We start from the raw sequence: 16,441 nt of genomic DNA on the forward strand, positions 1-16,441 counted from the left end.
GGCAGCGGCAGCACGACGAGCGTCCTCCGCGGCACGGGCGGCGGCTTCGGCCTGCACGGCCCTGGCCTCCTCCTCGCGGCGGATCCGGTCGGCTTCGGCGAGTTCGACGCGGGCCGCAGCCTCAGCCGTCGCCTTCGTCCTGGCCTCGAGCTGCTTGAGGAGTTTGCGCTGCGCGGCGACCTCACGCGACGTCGCCTCGAGCCGCACGGCCTCCGGGACCTCAGCCGTCTCGGCGAGCACACGGAGCGTCTGCTGCAACCGGATCGCGTTGCGCTCGCTGGCGGAGAACTGGCTGTCGCGCACCCACGACGGCACCAGGTACACCAGCCACAGCATCGCTGCGACCAGAATGATCACCCCACCGCTCAGGAATCCGCCGTCCATGTCCCTGACCGTAGCGGGTGCAACGACCGGAGACGGGCAGTCGTCGGGTGTGTCCCCGGATAGAGGGGGAAAACGGCTTCGGCAGGTGTCTCCCAGCGAACGCTGCCCTTCGACAAGCTCAAGGACCGGTGGAGGTGGACTCAGCGACCGGTGGAGGTGGACTCAGGGACCGGTGGAGGTGGACGCAGGGACCGGGGAGCCGGGTCAGCGGGTGGGGAACGGCGACGCGGCCGCGAGACGATCGGCCTCGGGGATCACGCACGCGTCCTTCGGGACCTGGCCGTCCAACCACCGGTTCAGGACGCCGCCCGGGACTTCTTCGCGGACGAGGCCGAAGCAGAAGTGGTCGCGCCAGTCGCCGTCGATGTGGATGAAGCGGCGCCGCAGTCCCTCGTACCGGAACCCGAGCTTCTCGACGACCCGGAGGCTCGGAGTGTTCTCGGGCCGGATGCAGATCTCCAGACGGTGGAGCTGCAGGGCGGTGAAGCAGTGGTCGGTGGCCAGGGCGGTCGCGATCGGTGTGGCACCGAGACCAGCGAACCGCTGGGAGACCCAGTAGCCGATCGACGCCGAGGCCAGCGATCCGTAGGTGATGCCGGAGACGTTGAGCTGGCCGGCGAACTCCCCGTCGACCTCGATGACGAACGGGAGGCCGGCACCCGAGCGCGCGTGGTTCTGCAACGACCGGATCGCCGCACGGCTGTCGGCCGGGACCGGGCCGTAGGGGCTCGTCGCCTCCCAGCGGCGCAACCAGGCTCGGTTCTCCGCGAGCTCGCGCTCGAGCGGCCTCGCGTCACGGACCTTGATGGGCCGGATGCTCACTCGCCCACTGCTCAGAACGGGTACGACCTGCGCCACCGTGCCACCCCTCTCGCGTTCTGTGGTGAGCCTAGTGGAGCACTCACCGTTGCACCGACACCGTGGTGCCGACAGCACCGCGCCCCGAGATCCGCTGCTGCGGACCCGGGGCGCGTCGTGTGTCGTCCGACGGACTCAGTCGAGGTCCCCGGCGAAGCCCTTGAGCCACGGACGGAGCTCGGGACCGAGGTCCTCGCGGTCGACCGCGAGCTGCACGATCGCCTTGATGTAGTCGAGGCGGTCGCCCGTGTCGTAGCGACGGCCACGGAAGATGACGCCGTAGACGCCGCCCGTGCCCTCGACGTCGGCGGCCATCTCCTGGAGTGCGTCGGTCAGCTGGATCTCGCCACCCTTGCCCGGCTCGGTGCGCTCGAGGATCTCGAACACCTCGGGCTTCAGCACGTAGCGGCCGATGATGGCGAGGTTGGACGGGGCGTCCTCCTTCGCAGGCTTCTCGACGAGGCCGGTCACCCGCACGACGTCGGCGTCGTCGGTGGCCTCGACGGCTGCTGCACCGTACATGTGGATCGAATCGGGGTCGACCTCCATGAGGGCGATGATCGTCGCGTTCCGCTTGTCCTGCTCGTCGAGCATGCGCTCGAGGAGGACGTCGCGGGCGTCGATCAGGTCGTCGCCGAGGAGCACGGCGAAGGGCTCGTGGCCGACGTGGCGCTTGGCCCGCAGGACGGCGTGGCCGAGGCCCTTCGGGTCTCCCTGGCGCAGGAAGTGGATGTCGGCGAGCTCACTCGACTCGTTGACCTTCTCGAGGCGCTGGGTGTCGCCCTTCTTCGCGAGGTTGAGCTCGAGCTCGGTCACGCGGTCGAAGTGGTTCGCGAGCGCGTTCTTGTTGCGGCCGATGATCATGAGCACATCGGCGAGCCCGGCGCTGACGGCCTCCTCGACGACGTACTGGATGGCCGGCTTGTCGACGACGGGGAGCATCTCCTTCGGCAGGGCCTTCGTCGCCGGAAGGAACCGGGTGCCGAGACCTGCTGCGGGGATGACTGCTTTGGTAACACGAGTGGTCATGAGGGAAAACCTATCGTGTGGAGTCGGTGAAGTCGCCGAATACCCCCTCGATCGAGGGTGAAATCCCCTGAACCCCTGGACGAGGCGGCGGATGTCGGGTAGGACGTCGGGCAACGAGCCGGGCGCGACGACGAGCCGTTTAGAATAGGTCGCATGACGAGCCCCGCCGAACACGAGAAACGAGCGCTGCGCGCCGAGCTCCGTGAGCGGCGGGAGCTGCTCACCTCCCTGGAGAAGGAGCGCTCGACCACCGGCCTGACGGACAACCTCCGAGCCCTCGTCTCCCGCTTCGGCGCGAGCTCCATCGCCTGCTACCTCTCCTCCCCGAGCGAGCCCGACACCCGTCCCTTCCTCCAGTGGGCGCAGGAGGCGGGCATCCGCATCCTGTTCCCCATCACCCGCACCGACGGGCTCCTCGACTGGACGATCGGCGAAGCGGGCATCGAGACGGTGGGATTCGCCGGTACCCCCGAGGTCGTGGGTACCACCCTCGGTCCCATCGCGATCAACGACGTCGACCTCATCCTCGTCCCCGCGGCCGCCGTCGACGCCCACGGCATGCGCATGGGCTGGGGTCGCGGGTACTTCGACAAGACGCTCGGCTCGATGGAGCGCTGCCCACCCGTCTACGCCGTGCTGTACGACACCGAGATCCTCGACGAGGTCCCGAGCGAGATCCACGACGAACCCGTCGGCGGTGCCGTGACCCCGAGCCGCATCCTCGACTTCGACCAGGTCCGACCGCGCCGCTGAGCGCGCCGACCCACCACATCCCAGGAGACCCCGTGCCCACCTACGCCTACCGCTGCACCGAGTGCGGCAACGCCTTCGACGTCCAGCAGTCCTTCACCGACGACTCCCTCACCGAGTGCCCGGCATGCTCCGGCAAGCTGCGCAAGCTGTTCAGCGCGGTCGGTGTCACGTTCAACGGCTCCGGCTTCTACCGCACGGACTCCCGCGCCGGTGCCGGCAAGGGCTCGAGCTCCATCCCGGCCTCCTCGAAGTCCTCGGAGGGGTCGTCGAGCTCGTCCTCCTCGGACACCAAGGGCGGATCCTCCTCCTCGGGCGGCTCCTCCAGCTCCGGCTCCAGCGCCACACCGGCCTCCGCCGGGAGCGCCACGTCCTGAGCCGGTAGCGTAGCCAGGGTCCTGCCCATCCCCGATCCTCAGGGAGACCCCATGCTCAAAGGCTTCAAGGAGTTCATCCTCCGCGGCAACGTGATCGACCTGGCCGTGGCCGTCGTGATCGGGGCCGCGTTCACCGCCATCGTCAACTCGCTCGTCGAGAACATCTTCAACCCGCTGCTCGGGGCACTCTTCAAGGCGGAAAGCTTGAAGGACGCCTTCATCGTCGAGATCCCGACGCTCGCCGGCGCGACTGCGAAGCTCCAGTTCGGTGCGTTCCTCGGCGCGGCGATCCAGTTCGTGCTCGTCGCCGCCGTCGTCTACTTCGTCATCGTCCTGCCGATGAACCACTTCAAGCGCATCACGACGAAGCCGACCGTCGCCGACGAGCCGGCAGCACCGAGCGAGCTGTCGCTCCTCACCGAGATCCGCGACGTCCTGAAGACGGGCACGAGCGCTCCGCTGCCGCCCGCACGCGACGACACGACCGACGGCCGCTAGTCCGGCTCGTCCAGCAGCACCGACGTCCCGTCCCGCTCACCAGTGGGGCGGGACGTTGCGTTGCAGCTCGTCGTCGTTGCCACCGCCGCCCGCGGGCTTGGCGGTGCCACCCCAGGCGGCGTCGGTGTCCTCCGCCGCCTTGACCGGACCGGCGGGCAGCTGCGGTGCGGGATCCGTCCCGGGAGCACCGGGGCGGATCGCCCGCCTCGATCCTCGGGGACGGACGATCCGTGGCTCCTGATCGTCCTGCATGATCAGCGTCCGACCATCAGTGGCGTGGGACCTGCACGGCGATCGGCGCGGTGTCGAGGTGCTCGGTGGTGTTCAGCCCGAGCACACCGGCCACGCGCTGCGCGACCGCCTCGGCGTCGGCGAAGAGGTCGAAGCTGTGGACACGGACGTAGTGCCAGCCGAGGCGGCGCAGGACGTCGGGCCGGAGCCGCAGCGACTCCCGGAGGCTCGCGTCGCCCAGCTCCTCGTCGCACTCGACGACGACGGCTCGGCCACCCCACGAGGCGACCAGGGCGAGCTTGCCGCGGTAGCCCATGTCGACCCGCATCCCGAGCGTCTCCAGGCGCGTCGCGAGGTCGACGAGCATCGGCTCGGCCTCGTGCGTCGCCTGATCCTCGGAGGCGCGTCGCGACGTGTCCGTGAGGATGCGTGCGAGAGCGAGGATGCCGTGCTGGATCCGGTTCTGGTCGAGGTCCTCGGGGCGGACACACGAGACGATCACCATGGACCGCCGTGCGCGCGTCATGCCGACCGCGAGCAGTCGGTCGCCGCCGGGCTGACCCAGCGCGCCGAAGTCGGACAGGACCCGTCCGTGCGGCGTGAGGCCGTACCCGATCGAGAAGATGACGCGGTCGCGGCTCTCGGCCACGGACTGCTCGAGCGTCAGGACGGTGAACGGTTCAGCCCGCTCGCGCAGGAGGAAGTCGGAGAGGTCGGCACGACGGGAGAACGCTGCGAGGACCGCCTGCTGGACCCGGACCGCGTGCTTGTCGCTCGCGGTCACGACCATCAGGGATTCCTTCGGGCGGTTCGAGGCGTGCTCGAGGACGAGTTCCACGACCCGTTCGACCTCGACGTCGACACTCTCCACCGCTCCGGTGACCGGGTCGGGCATGCCGAGCCCGCCGGGCACGTAGTCGAGGCTCAGGCTGCCGTGGCCCAGGAACGAACCCGCCCAGGGCAGGGAGTCGATCTGGCCGCCGTAGAACCGCTCGTTGACGAGTTCTGCGAGGTCCTCGCCTCCCGCGCGGTAGGAGCGCGTGAGCATGAGGGTCGGCAGGACCGAGCTCAGCTGTTCGAGCGCCGACTCACGGTGCAGTTCGGCGATGTCGGCGTGCTGCTCGGGGGTCGCCTCCTGATCCGTCAGACGGATCTCGAAGGGCGACGGACTCTGCGTGACGGGGTCACCGAAGGCGACGACCTGACGCGCACGACGGATGGCGTCCACGTTCTCGGCGAGGAGCGTCGCCCCCGCGTCGACGAGGAAGACGGCGTCGAAGGACGCGCTCTCGGGGATGCGCGGCACCTCGTACGGCGAGACGAGCCAGACCGGCGCGAGGACACGGGACAACGTGGGGGCCGCCTGCTCGAGCTCAGCCGCTCGGAGCGGTCGATCGCGCTTGAGGAGCGACCGGAGCGCCATGCCTTCCGCGGCATGGTCGACGAGACCGATCTTCCAGGTGTCGGCCAGCAGCGAGGCGAGGAGCTGTCCGGAGGCGGAGGCGTGCGCCTCGTCCACCAGCCGGAAGTCGGACTCGAGACGCTCGACGACGCTCGTGTTCGCACCGAGCAGACCGCGGTCCTCGGTGAGCACGAGTTCGAGCATCGACTGCCACCACGCGAGCTCGAGCTCGTCGGCGAGGCGCGTCCGCGGCACGTGCCGCTGTGAGAGGTCGATGATGAGCTCGCCGAGACCCTGCTCGCGCAGGCCGGCGAGGATCGCGGTGCGCTCCTGGAGGTTGTGGAGGACCTCCGACTCGGCGGCGAGTTCGGAGATCGTGCGGACGAGACTCGGGATCGCGAGGCGTCCGAGGCGGTCCGGAGTGTCGGCGATGCCGAGCGGCTGGTCGACCAGCTCGAGCTTCGCGGCGACCGTCTGGTACGCCTGCTCGACGTCCGCGATGCCGAGCGGCACCTCGGGCGGCGCGCCGGTCGTCACGTAGCGCTGCCACAGAGTGCGCTGCTGCTGGATCCGGCGGAGGGCGGCGTTCATGTCGGGTACGTGTGCGCCGGGCCGCAGGTACTCCTTGGCCAAGGCCTTGAGTCGCCGGCGGCTCGCCGACGACATCGCGGCGGAGTCCTTCCGCGGGCTCGTCGCGACGATCAGGTCGGCGAGCGACCGGTCGAAGACGTCGGGCTGGAAGCGGTCGAGCGTCTCCCGGATGTCCGCGAGGAGTCGCAGGTAGATGCCCAGCTCGTCGATGGACTCGAACGGCCGCATCTGCGTCTGCCCGATGAGGCCGTACGCGCGCTCCAGGAGCTGCGGCAGGTCCTTACGGTGCAGGCGCTTGGCGAGGTCGTGGGTCTCTTGGGCTTCCGCGGTCGTGTCGAACGACGCGCCGTACCAGGGCGAGTCGCCCGGACCGTACCGGAACTCGCCGAGGGCGGCCGCGCCTTCGAGCGCCTCCGCCGCGCGGGAGCGGCCTGCGGCGAGCCCGACGAGCGTCTGGCGGTCGAGGCGGACCAGGGTTCCCGGAGGGTGCGGCAGCTTGGAGAGCTTCGAGAGTGCTTCGAGCGCTTCGATGACCGAGACCCGCAGGTCCGGGTCCTTCGCCTGCAGCGAGGTGCGGTAGTCGATGAGGACCCGACGCAGCCGGACGAGTGCGTCGTCGACCTCGCCGACCTGCGGCGGGATCGCGCGCTCGTTGCGTGTAATCGCCTGGATGAGGTCGCGGCGGAGGGTCGACGGCGACGCGCACAGACCCGGCAGACCGACCTTGGTCAGGCGGTGGCGGATGCCCTCGAGCGTGGAGCGGCGGGGGCTGACGACGAGGACGCGCTTGTGCTGCGACGCGAGCACGCCGATCGCGTTCACGATGGTCTGCGTGCCGCCCGTGCCTGGAAGCGTCGTGACGACGAGCGAGTTGCCGGCACCGATCTGCGCGATGACGTTCTCCTGTTCGACGTCCGCGTCGAGCAGCAGGGTGTCGGTCGACGGCGGGCGGTCGTCCTGGCCCGGCGCGTCGACGGGCGTGAAGCTGCTGCGCACGAGGCCGACCGCACCCTCGTCGCCGGCGACGGCGTCGAGGATCGGGTGGTCGAGCTTGGCGGCGTCGTCGAGCAGGGAGTGACCGACGGCGGCGAACGAGGAGACGAGCAGACGCGGCTGGACGGTGAACCATTCGAGCCCGGCGGCGAGCGAGCGGAGGCGGTCGATGACGGGCTGCGGCTTGAAGACCCCGCCCGACTCGCTCAGCGCGACGAACTCGTCGGGATCGAGGACGATGCCGAACTGCTCGCGGAGGGCGCGGACGAGTTCCGGGTTCGCGGTCGTGGCGCCGCGCAGCTTGACCTCGTAGTCGCGACCGTACCGGCGGATGGCCAGCGGCCGGAGCAGGACCGGCGCGCTGAAGTCCTCACCCTGATGCGTCCACTGGGCGAGACCGACGGCGAGGTGGACGGCGTCGATGCCGCGGACGGTGGAGAGCTCGATGCCCTTCGTCGTGATGCGGTCGGCGGCGCGCTTCGCACCGCGGAGCGCGATCTCGTCACGGATGAGGTTCGACAGCAGCGTCGATTTGCCCGAGATGAACTGCGGCAGACCACCGGGATGCGTCGAGCTGAGCTCCACCCGGGTCGTCGGTGCGTCCACGAAGTGGAGCAGCGGCGAGGGGCCGCCGACCGTGCTGAGCTGCTGACGCCAGGCGTGCAGCGCCGTGTCGACCACGCCTGCCGATGCCGCCACGGGACCCTCGCGGAGTTGCGCCTCCGCTGCTTCCCGTTCGACTCCGGACGTCACGTCGCCGTCATCCCGTCTCTTCTCTAGCCGCCACACACTTGCACCATACGTGCCCGGTAGTGGAAACACCGGGAAGCGGTGCGGTTTTTCGCCGAGTCCGCCGAGGAAATGTGCGACGCGCGCGTCGTCCGAGGGTCAGGAGACGCCGAGGAGGCCGGAGAGCACCATCACCGCGGTGCCGCGCAGGACGATGTCGGCGCCCTGCTCGCTCATCCGGATCTGCACGCCGCCGTGGAACTCGGTCATCGTGCGCGCCCGCACGGTCTCGATCGCCGCGTCGAGGAGTACGCCGGCGAGCAATTCTTCCGGGCCGCTCACCACGATCTCCGACAGGTTCAGTGCACCGACGATCGCGGCGAGCGAGACACCGAGGCGCTCCCCCGCGGCGCGCAGGATCTCCTCGCGACGCTGCTCGACCTCCGCGGCGGGAAGATCGCTCGCCTCGGCCGCCGCGAGGAGCTCGCGCAGGTGCGGCACGGCCAGCCAGGCCTCGAGACACCCCCGCTTCCCGCAGGCGCACAGCGGCCCGCCGTCGGTGCCGACGACCACGTGGCCGATCTCACCGGCGGCGAACCGGCTCCCGAAGAGCGGATGGCCGCCCACGAGCAGCCCCGCCCCGACGCCGTTCCCGACGCTCACGAGCATGAGGTCGCCGTCCGCCCCGCCGAAGCTGTACTCCGCGAGCACCGCGGCATTGGCGTCGTTCGCGACGAGGACCGGCACCTGGGCGACCTGCTCGATCGCCCCCTGGAGGTCGACGTCGGTCCAGCCGAGGTTCGGGGCGCTGCGGACCGTGCCGGTCATGTCGACGACGCCGGGCGAACCGACCCCGATGCCCAGCACCTCGACCGTCGCCTCCTCGACGAGGTCTGCGGCGAGCGCGACGGCCTTCGCGATCGCGTCCGTCCCCGTGGCGCCGTCGAGCGGCACCTCGAGCATCGTCACGACCTCGCCGTCGAGGGTCAGCACAGCACCTCTGAACACCTCGGTGTCGGAGAGGTCGAGGCCAACGATCTGGAACTCGTCGCGGTTGATGTCGATGAGCGTGGCGGGCTTGCCCGGGCGAGAGGTCTCGCGGAGGCCGACCTCGACGATGAGGTTGTCCGCGATGAGCGAGGCGACGAGGTCGGAGATACTCACCCGGGTCAGGCCGGTGGCGCGGGCGATGTCGGCCCGACTCATGGCACCGCTGGCGAAGAGGGTCTGGAGGACGAGCGCCCGGTTGTGACCACGGGCGTGCTCCGGCAGGACCTTCGCATTCGGCCGCAGCCGCCGCGCCGGGGTGTACGAGAAGGATTCGATCCGCTCCGACGCGATCCCGCCGCCGCTTCCGAATCCACCAGCACTCATGCGATAAGTAAAGCAGGCTGCGCCTCATCGTGCGGCACCGCGATGTCACCCGATGGTCACCGACACGTCGCCCGCCGGGCACCGCTGCGACCCGTACGACGCGGAGCATCATGGGTGTGAGGATCGCAATCGTGACCGAGTCGTTCCTGCCGCAGATGAACGGCGTCACCCACTCCCTGCTCCGCATCATGGAGCACTTCGCGGACCGAGGGGACGAGGTGCTCGTCATCGCCCCCGGCGCCGGAGCCTCGACGCCGCGACTCCACGAGGGCTTCCGGGTGGACGGCGTCCCGTCGATCCCGCTCCCCCGCTACCGGAACGTGCGGGTCGCCGCCGGCGGGGTCGGCCGGATCACGGAGCTCCTCCGCGGCTTCCGCCCCGACGTGGTGCACCTGGCCTCGCCGTTCGTCCTCGGCTGGCGCGGTGTCCAAGCCGCCGAGCGCCTAGGCGTCCCGACCGTCGCCGTGTACCAGACCGACATCCCGGCCTACGCCGGACGGTACGGATTCCCGGTCGCCGAAGCGTTGCTGTGGCAGCACGTCGAGCGCCTCCACGGCCGGTCGACGCTCACGCTCGCGCCGTCACGGCAGTCGATCGCTCAGCTGGAGGCGCACGCCATCCCGCGGGTCCGCCTGTGGGTGCGCGGCGTCGACGCCGTGCGGTTCTCCCCGGAGCGGCGCAGCGAGGCCTGGCGTCGTTCCGTCGCTCCCGGCGGCGAACGGATCGTGGGCTACGTCGGTCGGCTCGCGGCCGAGAAGCAGGTCGAGGACCTCGCTGTGCTCGGTGGGCTCCCGGGCGTCAAGCTCGTCATCGTCGGCGAGGGGCCGCTGCGTGCCTCGCTCGAACAGCGGCTCCCGAACGCGGTCTTCACCGGATTCCTGGGCGGCGAGGAGCTGGCGGTCGCGATGGCGGGACTGGACGTGTTCGTCCACCCCGGCGAGTCGGAGACCTTCTGCCAGACCATCCAGGAGGCGATGGCCTCTGGCGTACCCGTCGTCGCGACCGGTCGAGGTGGGCCGGTCGACCTCGTCGACTCCAGCCGCACCGGGTGGCTGTACGAACCCGGCAGGCTCGAACAGCTGCGCGGGTTCGTCCAGGACCTCGTGGGCGACGAGGTGAAGCGGGCGGCGTTCGGTGCCGCAGCTCGGGCAGGCGTCCTGCCGCGCAGCTGGAAGAGCGTCAGCAGCGCCCTGATCGGGCACTACAGTGACGCCATCGAGCTGCACGAGGGCGCTCGGGCACGGCGGAGTGGTCTCGACCCGCGTGTTCAGGTGCCTCGGGTCACTCGCCCGGGTACCGGACGCCGATCTGGCGCCTGACCTCGTCGAGGGTCTCCATGATCGCGACCGTCTCGGCGAGCGGCATGATGTCACCGGAGAGGCGGCCCTCGGAGGCGAGCCGTTCGAGCTCCCACGCCTGGAAGTGCATCCCACGGCCGTCCACCTCGGAACGGTAGGTCTCCACGACCTCGCCGTCGGTGCCGAACACCCGGAAGGTCGTCGCCGTGTACCAGACGCGGTCGAACTCGATCCAGCCGTCGGTCCCGACGATGGCCGCGCGGTTCGGGCCGACGGTGTTGCTCGCCGACAGGGTGTTCGCCACCTGGCCGTCCGCGTAGCCGAAGAGGGTCGCGACCTGCATGTCCGCCCCCGTGTCGCGGAGCGCGGCCGTGGCCTGGATCGTCGTCGGGGTCCCGAAGACGGACGACGCGAAGGAGACCGGGTACACGCCGAGGTCGAGCAGCGCGCCGCCGCCCAGCTCGAGGTTGTTCATGCGGTGCTCCGGGTCGTCCGAGAGCAGTTGGGTGTGATCGGCGACGAGGCTGCGCGGCTGCCCGATGACGCCGTCGGCAAGCAGCTCGCGGAGCCGGACCATGTGCGGGAGGAACCGGGTCCACATCGCCTCGAGGACGACCAGGCCACGCTCCGCGGCGAGCGCCACGACCGCCTGCGCCTCGGCGGCGTTGAGGGTGAAGGGCTTCTCGATGAGGACGTGCTTCCCGGCGTCGAGCGCCAACACCGCCTGCTCGGCGTGGAACGGGTGCGGGGTCGCGATGTAGATCACGTCGACCTCGGGGTCGGCGGCGAGTGCCTCGTACCCCACGTGGACGTTCGGGATGTCGAACTCGGCGGCGAACGAGGCGGCGGTCTCGGCGGATCGCGAGGCGACGGCTCGGACGTCGAATCCGTGCCGTCGGAGGTCGGCGGTGAAGCTCTTCGCGACGCCGGCGGGGCCGAGGATGCCCCATCGCAAGCCGGTGGACGGTTCTGCCGCGGGGGTTCCCGTTCCGGTCCGGTCGATGTCCTGCTCCGTCATGGCTCTCCTTCGATGCGCGTTCCAGCAGCCTACTGGAGGGCCTCCGGCGCTCGGGATTTCGGGGCTAGCCCTGCTCGGGCTCGCGGCGCCTCGCCGTAGGCTGAGGGTTCGACCGAGCCCCGCCGACCGCGCTGAGGCCCGGTCCATCCTGGGGGGATGCGTTGTGGGGCCGAAGGAATCGACCGGACGTCGACGTGCGCTGTCGCACGCCCGGAACCTCGCGATCGGCGTCGTCGGTCTCCTCGCCCTGAGCGGCTGCGTCTCGGAGCCGGCCCCGCCTCCGGTGACGGTCGTCGTCACCCAGCAGCCCGACCCGTCGCCCTCCGTCGCCCCGGTCCCCACCTCGACCGCGCGCGACGCCCTGCCTCCTGAACCGGCGCCGATCGTGCCGAACGCGCCGGCGGAACCGGCGGAACCCCTTCCGGAGGGCCCCGCGTTCGACCTCGGGCCGCGGGACGGCGCGCTCGGTCCGGTCGTCTCGGACGCCGATGGCAACCCGCTCACCTACACGGTGGTCGCCGGCGACGTGTTCTTCGACATCGCGCAGCGCTTCGACCTGCCGCAGCAGCAGCTGCTCCGCATGAACCCGTCGATCCCCGGCCTCGGACTCGACATCTACATCGGCGACATCGTCAACCTCGACTGGACGACCACGCGTTGAGCCTCGGCGCCCGCCGGTGTCAGCCGAACGGGATGGTGCCGACGAGCACGCCGACGACGAGCATCACGAGCGAGACGATCGCGGCGCGCCACAGGACCTTCTTGTGGTGGTCGCCGAGGTTCACGCTGGCGAGCGAGACGAGCAGGAGGATGGCCGGCACGAGCGGGCTCTGCAGGTGGACCGGCTGACCGGTGATCGACGCACGCGCCATCTCGACCGGTTCGATGCCGAAGGTCGAGGCGCTCTCGGCCAGCACCGGCAGGATGCCGAAGTAGAACGCGTCGTTGCTCATGAAGAACGTCATCGGGATGCTGAGCACCCCGGTGATGACCGCGAGGAACGGACCGAGCTCCGTCGGGATGATGTCGACGATCCAGTCGGCCATGGCGGTGACCATGCCGGTCCCGTTGAGGACACCGATCAGCACACCGGCCGCGAGCACCATCGATACCACGCCGACGATGCTCGGGGCGTGTGCGACGATCTCCTTGGACTGCTGCGCGAGCCTCGGGAAGTTCACCAGGAGGGCGATGGCGGTGCCGACCATGAACACGTAGGGCAACGGGACGAGGTCGAGCACGAGCAACGTCATGACCGCGACCGTGAGCACGAGGTTGACCCAGATGAGTCGCGGGCGCAGGGTGTCGCGCTCGGGGTCGAGCATCGTGTCGGCCATGGCCGTGTCGTCGGGGCGGACGAGGGTCGCGAGGCGCCCACGGGCACTGGTCGAGAAGGTCGTCGACATGCCACCGGTGAGCGGGTGGTCGGCGGGCCCGGAACCCGAAGCCGGTGCTGCGACGCCGGAGGCACCGTCGCCGAGGAGGTCGACGCCCGCGAGGCGCTTGCGCTCCCCCAGCCCGAGGAACCAGGCGAAGGCGAACACGAGGACGAGGCCGGCGGCGAGCGACGGCAGCATCGGGACGAAGATCTCGGTGGGCGAGACACCCAGGGCCGAGGCGGCTCGGACGGTCGGCCCACCCCACGGGACGATGTTGAGCGTGCCGTTCGCGAGCCCGGCGACGCAGGTGAGGACGACCGGGTTCATGCCGAGCCGTAGGTAGATCGGCAGCATCGCGGCGGTCGTCACGATGAAGGTCGTCGACCCGTCGCCGTCGAGTGACACCGCGCCCGCCAGGAGCGCCGTACCGACGACGATCTTCGCCGGGTCATTGCCCAGCGCACGGACGATGAACCGGACGAGCGGGTCGAAGAGCCCGACGTCGATCATGATCCCGAAGTACATGATCGCGAACATCAACAGGGCGGCGGTCGGAGCGAGGCTGCCGATCGCCTCGATGACCATGTCGCCGAGCCCGAGTCCGGCGCCGGCGAACAGCCCGAAGACCGTGGGGACGATGATGAGCGCCACCATCGGGGTGAGGCGCTTCGTCATGATCAGCACCATGAAGGTGAGGATCATCGCGAATCCGAGAATGACCAGCATGTCGACTCCTTCGTCTGCGTGCACCGCGGTGTGCACGACGGGACGCGGCGCGGCGACACGGGCGATGGACCGAGCGCGGCGGGCGTTCCCGGAACCGTACGGGAGCGGCACGGAGCTGTCTCGCTTGTGGGCATTCGGCTCGGATCTGCGGGTTACACGGCCTTCTGCGCATTCTGCTCATCACGCGGTCGACGCCGCCCATCGCCCCGGCGACGTACGATCGGAGCCATGATCGGCGACGAAGCGGAGCGGCCAGGTCGACGACGGGGCGGGCGCTCCAGCTTCGCGGCGCAGGTGCTCGTGCTGCAGCTGGTCGTCGTCATCGCGGTCGTCGCCGTGTGCACGGGCGTGTTCGCCTGGATGAGCAGCGAGCGCCTCGTGCAGGAGGCCCAGTCCACCGCCCTCGCGATCGCCCAGAGTGTCGCGAGCGATCCCGACGTCCGCACCGCCGTGACGCTCGAGGCACGTACCCCGGGGACGCCGACGGCGGCCGACCTCCGGACCGGCCCCCTGCAGGAGCTCGGCCGTGAGGTCGGCGCACGGACCGGGGCGCTCTTCGTGGTCATCACCGACGAGCGCGGGATCCGTCTGGCGCACCCCGACCCCGACCAGCTCGGGCTCCGGGTGAGCACCAGCGCGGAAGCGGCCTTGGCCGGTACGGAGTCGGTCTCGTGGGAGACCGGCACCCTCGGCCCGTCCGCGCGCGCCAAGGTGCCCGTCTTCGCCGCCGAGTCCTCCGACACCGGTGGGGCCGTGGTCTCGTCCGGCGCCGGCGAGGTCGTCGGCGAGATCAGCGTCGGGTTCGCCCCGCAGCGCGTGTTCGCCGACGTCGTGGGCGAGACCATGCTGGTCGCGGGCGCAGCGCTCCTCGCGCTGACGATCGGCCTGGTCGCTTCGATGCTCATCCGGCGCCGGCTGCGGCGGCTGACCCTCGGCCTCGGACCGGAGGAACTCGCCGCGCTCGTGCAGAACCAGGCTGCCGTCCTCGGCGGGGTCGGCGAAGGCGTCCTCGGTGTCTCGCCGGACGGCGTCGTGACGGTGTGCACCGATCAGGCGGCCAGGCTCCTCGACATCGGGTCGGTCGTCGGGCGCCGGTTCGACGACCTCGACCTGCCCGATCCACTGGTGGACCTCGTCGTGGACGACGCCGCATCGCCGACCTCGGCCCAGCTCGTCGTCGGGTCCCGCGTCCTGTTCGTCGACGTCCGGCCCGTGTCCCGGGACGGCGTCGACCTCGGGCGGGTGGTCGTCGTCCGCGACCGTACCGACGTCGAGGCGCTCACCCGGCGGCTCGACGCGGTCGCGACGATGACGACCGCCCTCCGCGCGCAGCGGCACGAGTTCGCGAACCGGTTGCACGCGATCTCCGGACTCCTCGAGACCGGGCAGGACGCCGAGGCCCGCGACTATCTCGCCAACGTGCTCGACCATGGACCGCTGAAGTACCCGGTGCAACACGCGGACCGACTCACCGAGCCCTACCTCCAGGCCTTCCTCGGCGCGAAGGGCGTCGAAGCCGCGGAACGCGGGGTGCTCGTGACCATCGGCTCCGAGACCCTCGTCACCGGCTCCCTGTGCGATCCTGAGGACGTGACCACCGTCCTCGGCAACCTGCTCGACAATGCGGTGAACGCGGCCGTCGCGGGCCGGGTCCGACCGGCCTGGGTGGAGGTCGAGGTCCTCGACCACGGCACCGAGCTGCACTGCTCCGTGATGGACTCGGGCGACGGCGTCGTGGCGACCGGCCAGGACGACGCTCCACCCGCCTCCCCGACCAGCGACCACGGCGCTCTGGACGACGTCCACGGCCACGGGTTCGGTCTGCCCCTCTCACGCGACATCGCCCGTCGTCGAGGAGGGGACGTCTGGTTGGCGTCTCCCGGCGTCCGCGGCGAACACGGAGCGGTCTTCTGCGCGCGGCTCCCCGGGACGGTCGTAGCGGCGCCGTCCATGGCGGGAGACGGATGATGGCGGCCGATCTCACCGTGCTGGTCGTCGACGACGACTTCCACGTCGCCCGCCTGCACTGCCGGATCGTCGACGAGGTCGACGGGTTCCGTGCGCTCAGTCCTGTCGGGTCTGCTGCCGAGGCCGCACGGACCATCGCCGCCGAGCCGCCCGACCTCGTGCTCCTCGACGGCTACCTTCCCGATCGGAACGGGCTCGAGCTCCTCGTGGACCTCCCGATCGACACCATCGTCGTCTCCGCAGCGTCGGACGGTGCGTCCGTGCGCCGAGCGCTTCGTGCGGGAGCCCTCGGGTATCTGGTGAAGCCGTTCGCGCCCCAGGTGCTCCAGGACCGGCTCGCCGCCTACGCCCGCTTCCGCAACGTCCTCGACGAGGCGGTGAACGCCGACCAGGAGAGGATCGAGCGCGCCCTGCGCATCCTGCACTCCGGCGACGCTGGGGCGACGACCCGGTCGAGATCCGCGACGGAGACGGCAGTCCTCGAAGCGGTGTCGGAGGCGGACGGAGAGCGCTCGGCCGCCGAAGTAGCCGAGCTGGTCGGCGTCTCACGCGCGACGGCGCAACGGTATCTCTCCGCGCTGGCCGCTCGAGGTCTCCTGACGACGCAGCTGCGGTACGGGACCACCGGGCGTCCAGAGCACCGATACGCGCCGCCAGGCGTCGGCCGCTGAGGCGTCCACACGCCGTCGGCTGGGCGATCCCCCCACGACATCGCCCAGCCCGGCACGTGAACCAACTCTTCGCCGATGGAACGCGGAATGCCCCCGCACTCCGTGATCCATCCGTCGTCGCACGACGATCAGCAAAGTGAGTTAATCACCCGATTCAGTTTAGGG

The 16,441-nt window shown here is 70.5% G+C and carries 14 protein-coding genes and 1 pseudogene; 7 read left to right on the forward strand and 8 right to left on the reverse strand.

Going from position 1 to position 16,441, the window contains the following annotated elements; all coding sequences use genetic code 11:
• The 3 genes and pseudogenes from IFT89_RS01010 to galU all read right to left on the reverse strand — a co-directional run.
• Nucleotides 1–384 (reverse strand): annotated as a pseudogene (locus IFT89_RS01010) (hypothetical protein); the annotation flags it as partial.
• Between the two features lie 204 nt (nt 385–588).
• Nucleotides 589–1,242, reverse strand: coding sequence for a GNAT family N-acetyltransferase (locus IFT89_RS01015; protein WP_202937978.1), 654 nt, complete (start codon nt 1,240–1,242; stop codon nt 589–591).
• A gap of 135 nt (nt 1,243–1,377) precedes the next feature.
• Nucleotides 1,378–2,271: a UTP--glucose-1-phosphate uridylyltransferase GalU gene (galU, locus tag IFT89_RS01020; protein ID WP_191940703.1), complete on the reverse strand. Its 894-nt coding sequence runs from the start codon at nt 2,269–2,271 to the stop codon at nt 1,378–1,380.
• Nucleotides 2,272–2,424: 153 nt separating this feature from the next.
• On the opposite strand from galU, the gene IFT89_RS01025 reads away from it, so the two are divergent.
• Genes IFT89_RS01025 through mscL form a run of 3 tightly spaced genes read left to right on the forward strand, consistent with a single transcriptional unit; the run spans nt 2,425 to nt 3,896 of the window.
• Complete coding sequence (locus IFT89_RS01025) at nt 2,425–3,024, forward strand: 5-formyltetrahydrofolate cyclo-ligase (protein ID WP_137242064.1); 600 nt, start codon at nt 2,425–2,427, stop codon at nt 3,022–3,024.
• Between the two features lie 32 nt (nt 3,025–3,056).
• Nucleotides 3,057–3,398: an FmdB family zinc ribbon protein gene (locus tag IFT89_RS01030; RefSeq protein WP_124768910.1), complete on the forward strand. Its 342-nt coding sequence runs from the start codon at nt 3,057–3,059 to the stop codon at nt 3,396–3,398.
• Between the two features lie 51 nt (nt 3,399–3,449).
• The gene (gene mscL, locus IFT89_RS01035; RefSeq protein ID WP_137242065.1) at nt 3,450–3,896 is read left to right on the forward strand and encodes a large conductance mechanosensitive channel protein MscL; all 447 of its coding nucleotides are present in this window, start codon (nt 3,450–3,452) and stop codon (nt 3,894–3,896) included.
• A gap of 36 nt (nt 3,897–3,932) precedes the next feature.
• Here the strand turns inward: mscL and IFT89_RS01040 are convergent, their stop codons facing one another.
• The 3 genes from IFT89_RS01040 to IFT89_RS01050 form a co-directional block, all read right to left on the reverse strand.
• On the reverse strand, nt 3,933–4,148 hold the full coding sequence (locus IFT89_RS01040; protein ID WP_137242067.1) for a hypothetical protein: 216 nt from the start codon (nt 4,146–4,148) through the stop codon (nt 3,933–3,935).
• Between the two features lie 16 nt (nt 4,149–4,164).
• The gene (locus IFT89_RS01045; protein WP_244650528.1) at nt 4,165–7,866 is read right to left on the reverse strand and encodes an AAA family ATPase; all 3,702 of its coding nucleotides are present in this window, start codon (nt 7,864–7,866) and stop codon (nt 4,165–4,167) included.
• A gap of 135 nt (nt 7,867–8,001) precedes the next feature.
• Complete coding sequence (locus IFT89_RS01050; protein WP_124768906.1) at nt 8,002–9,216, reverse strand: ROK family transcriptional regulator; 1,215 nt, start codon at nt 9,214–9,216, stop codon at nt 8,002–8,004.
• A gap of 116 nt (nt 9,217–9,332) precedes the next feature.
• Between IFT89_RS01050 and IFT89_RS01055 the strand changes: the two genes are divergently transcribed.
• Nucleotides 9,333–10,535 (forward strand): glycosyltransferase family 4 protein, encoded by a 1,203-nt coding sequence (locus tag IFT89_RS01055; protein WP_085511022.1) that lies wholly within the window; start codon nt 9,333–9,335, stop codon nt 10,533–10,535.
• On the opposite strand, the gene IFT89_RS01060 is transcribed toward IFT89_RS01055, so the two are convergent.
• A complete protein-coding gene (locus tag IFT89_RS01060) occupies nt 10,498–11,532 on the reverse strand; it encodes a Gfo/Idh/MocA family protein (protein WP_192018282.1) in 1,035 nt (344 codons plus the stop codon). The genes IFT89_RS01055 and IFT89_RS01060 overlap by 38 nt on opposite strands.
• Nucleotides 11,533–11,695: 163 nt before the next feature.
• On the opposite strand from IFT89_RS01060, the gene IFT89_RS01065 reads away from it, so the two are divergent.
• Nucleotides 11,696–12,193, forward strand: coding sequence for a LysM peptidoglycan-binding domain-containing protein (locus tag IFT89_RS01065; protein ID WP_161578542.1), 498 nt, complete (start codon nt 11,696–11,698; stop codon nt 12,191–12,193).
• Nucleotides 12,194–12,212: 19 nt separating this feature from the next.
• On the opposite strand, the gene IFT89_RS01070 is transcribed toward IFT89_RS01065, so the two are convergent.
• The gene (locus IFT89_RS01070) at nt 12,213–13,637 is read right to left on the reverse strand and encodes a CitMHS family transporter (protein WP_137242074.1); all 1,425 of its coding nucleotides are present in this window, start codon (nt 13,635–13,637) and stop codon (nt 12,213–12,215) included.
• A gap of 228 nt (nt 13,638–13,865) precedes the next feature.
• On the opposite strand from IFT89_RS01070, the gene IFT89_RS01075 reads away from it, so the two are divergent.
• Nucleotides 13,866–15,605, forward strand: coding sequence for a sensor histidine kinase (locus IFT89_RS01075; protein ID WP_202937980.1), 1,740 nt, complete (start codon nt 13,866–13,868; stop codon nt 15,603–15,605).
• Entirely contained in the window at nt 15,605–16,276 is a 672-nt protein-coding gene (locus tag IFT89_RS01080) for a response regulator (protein WP_202937981.1), read from the forward strand. Before IFT89_RS01075 ends, IFT89_RS01080 begins: the two co-directional genes overlap by 1 nt.
• Nucleotides 16,277–16,441 lie beyond the last annotated feature (165 nt).

Source organism: Plantibacter sp. CFBP 13570, assembly GCF_014841395.1.
Taxonomy (GTDB): Bacteria; Actinomycetota; Actinomycetes; order Actinomycetales; family Microbacteriaceae; genus Plantibacter; species Plantibacter auratus.

Bases quoted from the DNA above. Each gene is read 5' to 3' on its own strand.
- IFT89_RS01080 (WP_202937981.1), top strand. From the start codon at position 15,605: ATGGCGGCCGATCTCACCGTGCTGGTCGTCGACGACGACTTCCACGTC.
- IFT89_RS01070 (WP_137242074.1), bottom strand. From the start codon at position 13,637: ATGCTGGTCATTCTCGGATTCGCGATGATCCTCACCTTCATGGTGCTG.
- galU (WP_191940703.1), bottom strand. From the start codon at position 2,271: ATGACCACTCGTGTTACCAAAGCAGTCATCCCCGCAGCAGGTCTCGGC.
- IFT89_RS01075 (WP_202937980.1), top strand. From the start codon at position 13,866: ATGATCGGCGACGAAGCGGAGCGGCCAGGTCGACGACGGGGCGGGCGC.
- IFT89_RS01060 (WP_192018282.1), bottom strand. From the start codon at position 11,532: ATGACGGAGCAGGACATCGACCGGACCGGAACGGGAACCCCCGCGGCA.
- mscL (WP_137242065.1), top strand. From the start codon at position 3,450: ATGCTCAAAGGCTTCAAGGAGTTCATCCTCCGCGGCAACGTGATCGAC.
- IFT89_RS01050 (WP_124768906.1), bottom strand. From the start codon at position 9,216: ATGAGTGCTGGTGGATTCGGAAGCGGCGGCGGGATCGCGTCGGAGCGG.
- IFT89_RS01025 (WP_137242064.1), top strand. From the start codon at position 2,425: ATGACGAGCCCCGCCGAACACGAGAAACGAGCGCTGCGCGCCGAGCTC.
- IFT89_RS01040 (WP_137242067.1), bottom strand. From the start codon at position 4,148: ATGCAGGACGATCAGGAGCCACGGATCGTCCGTCCCCGAGGATCGAGG.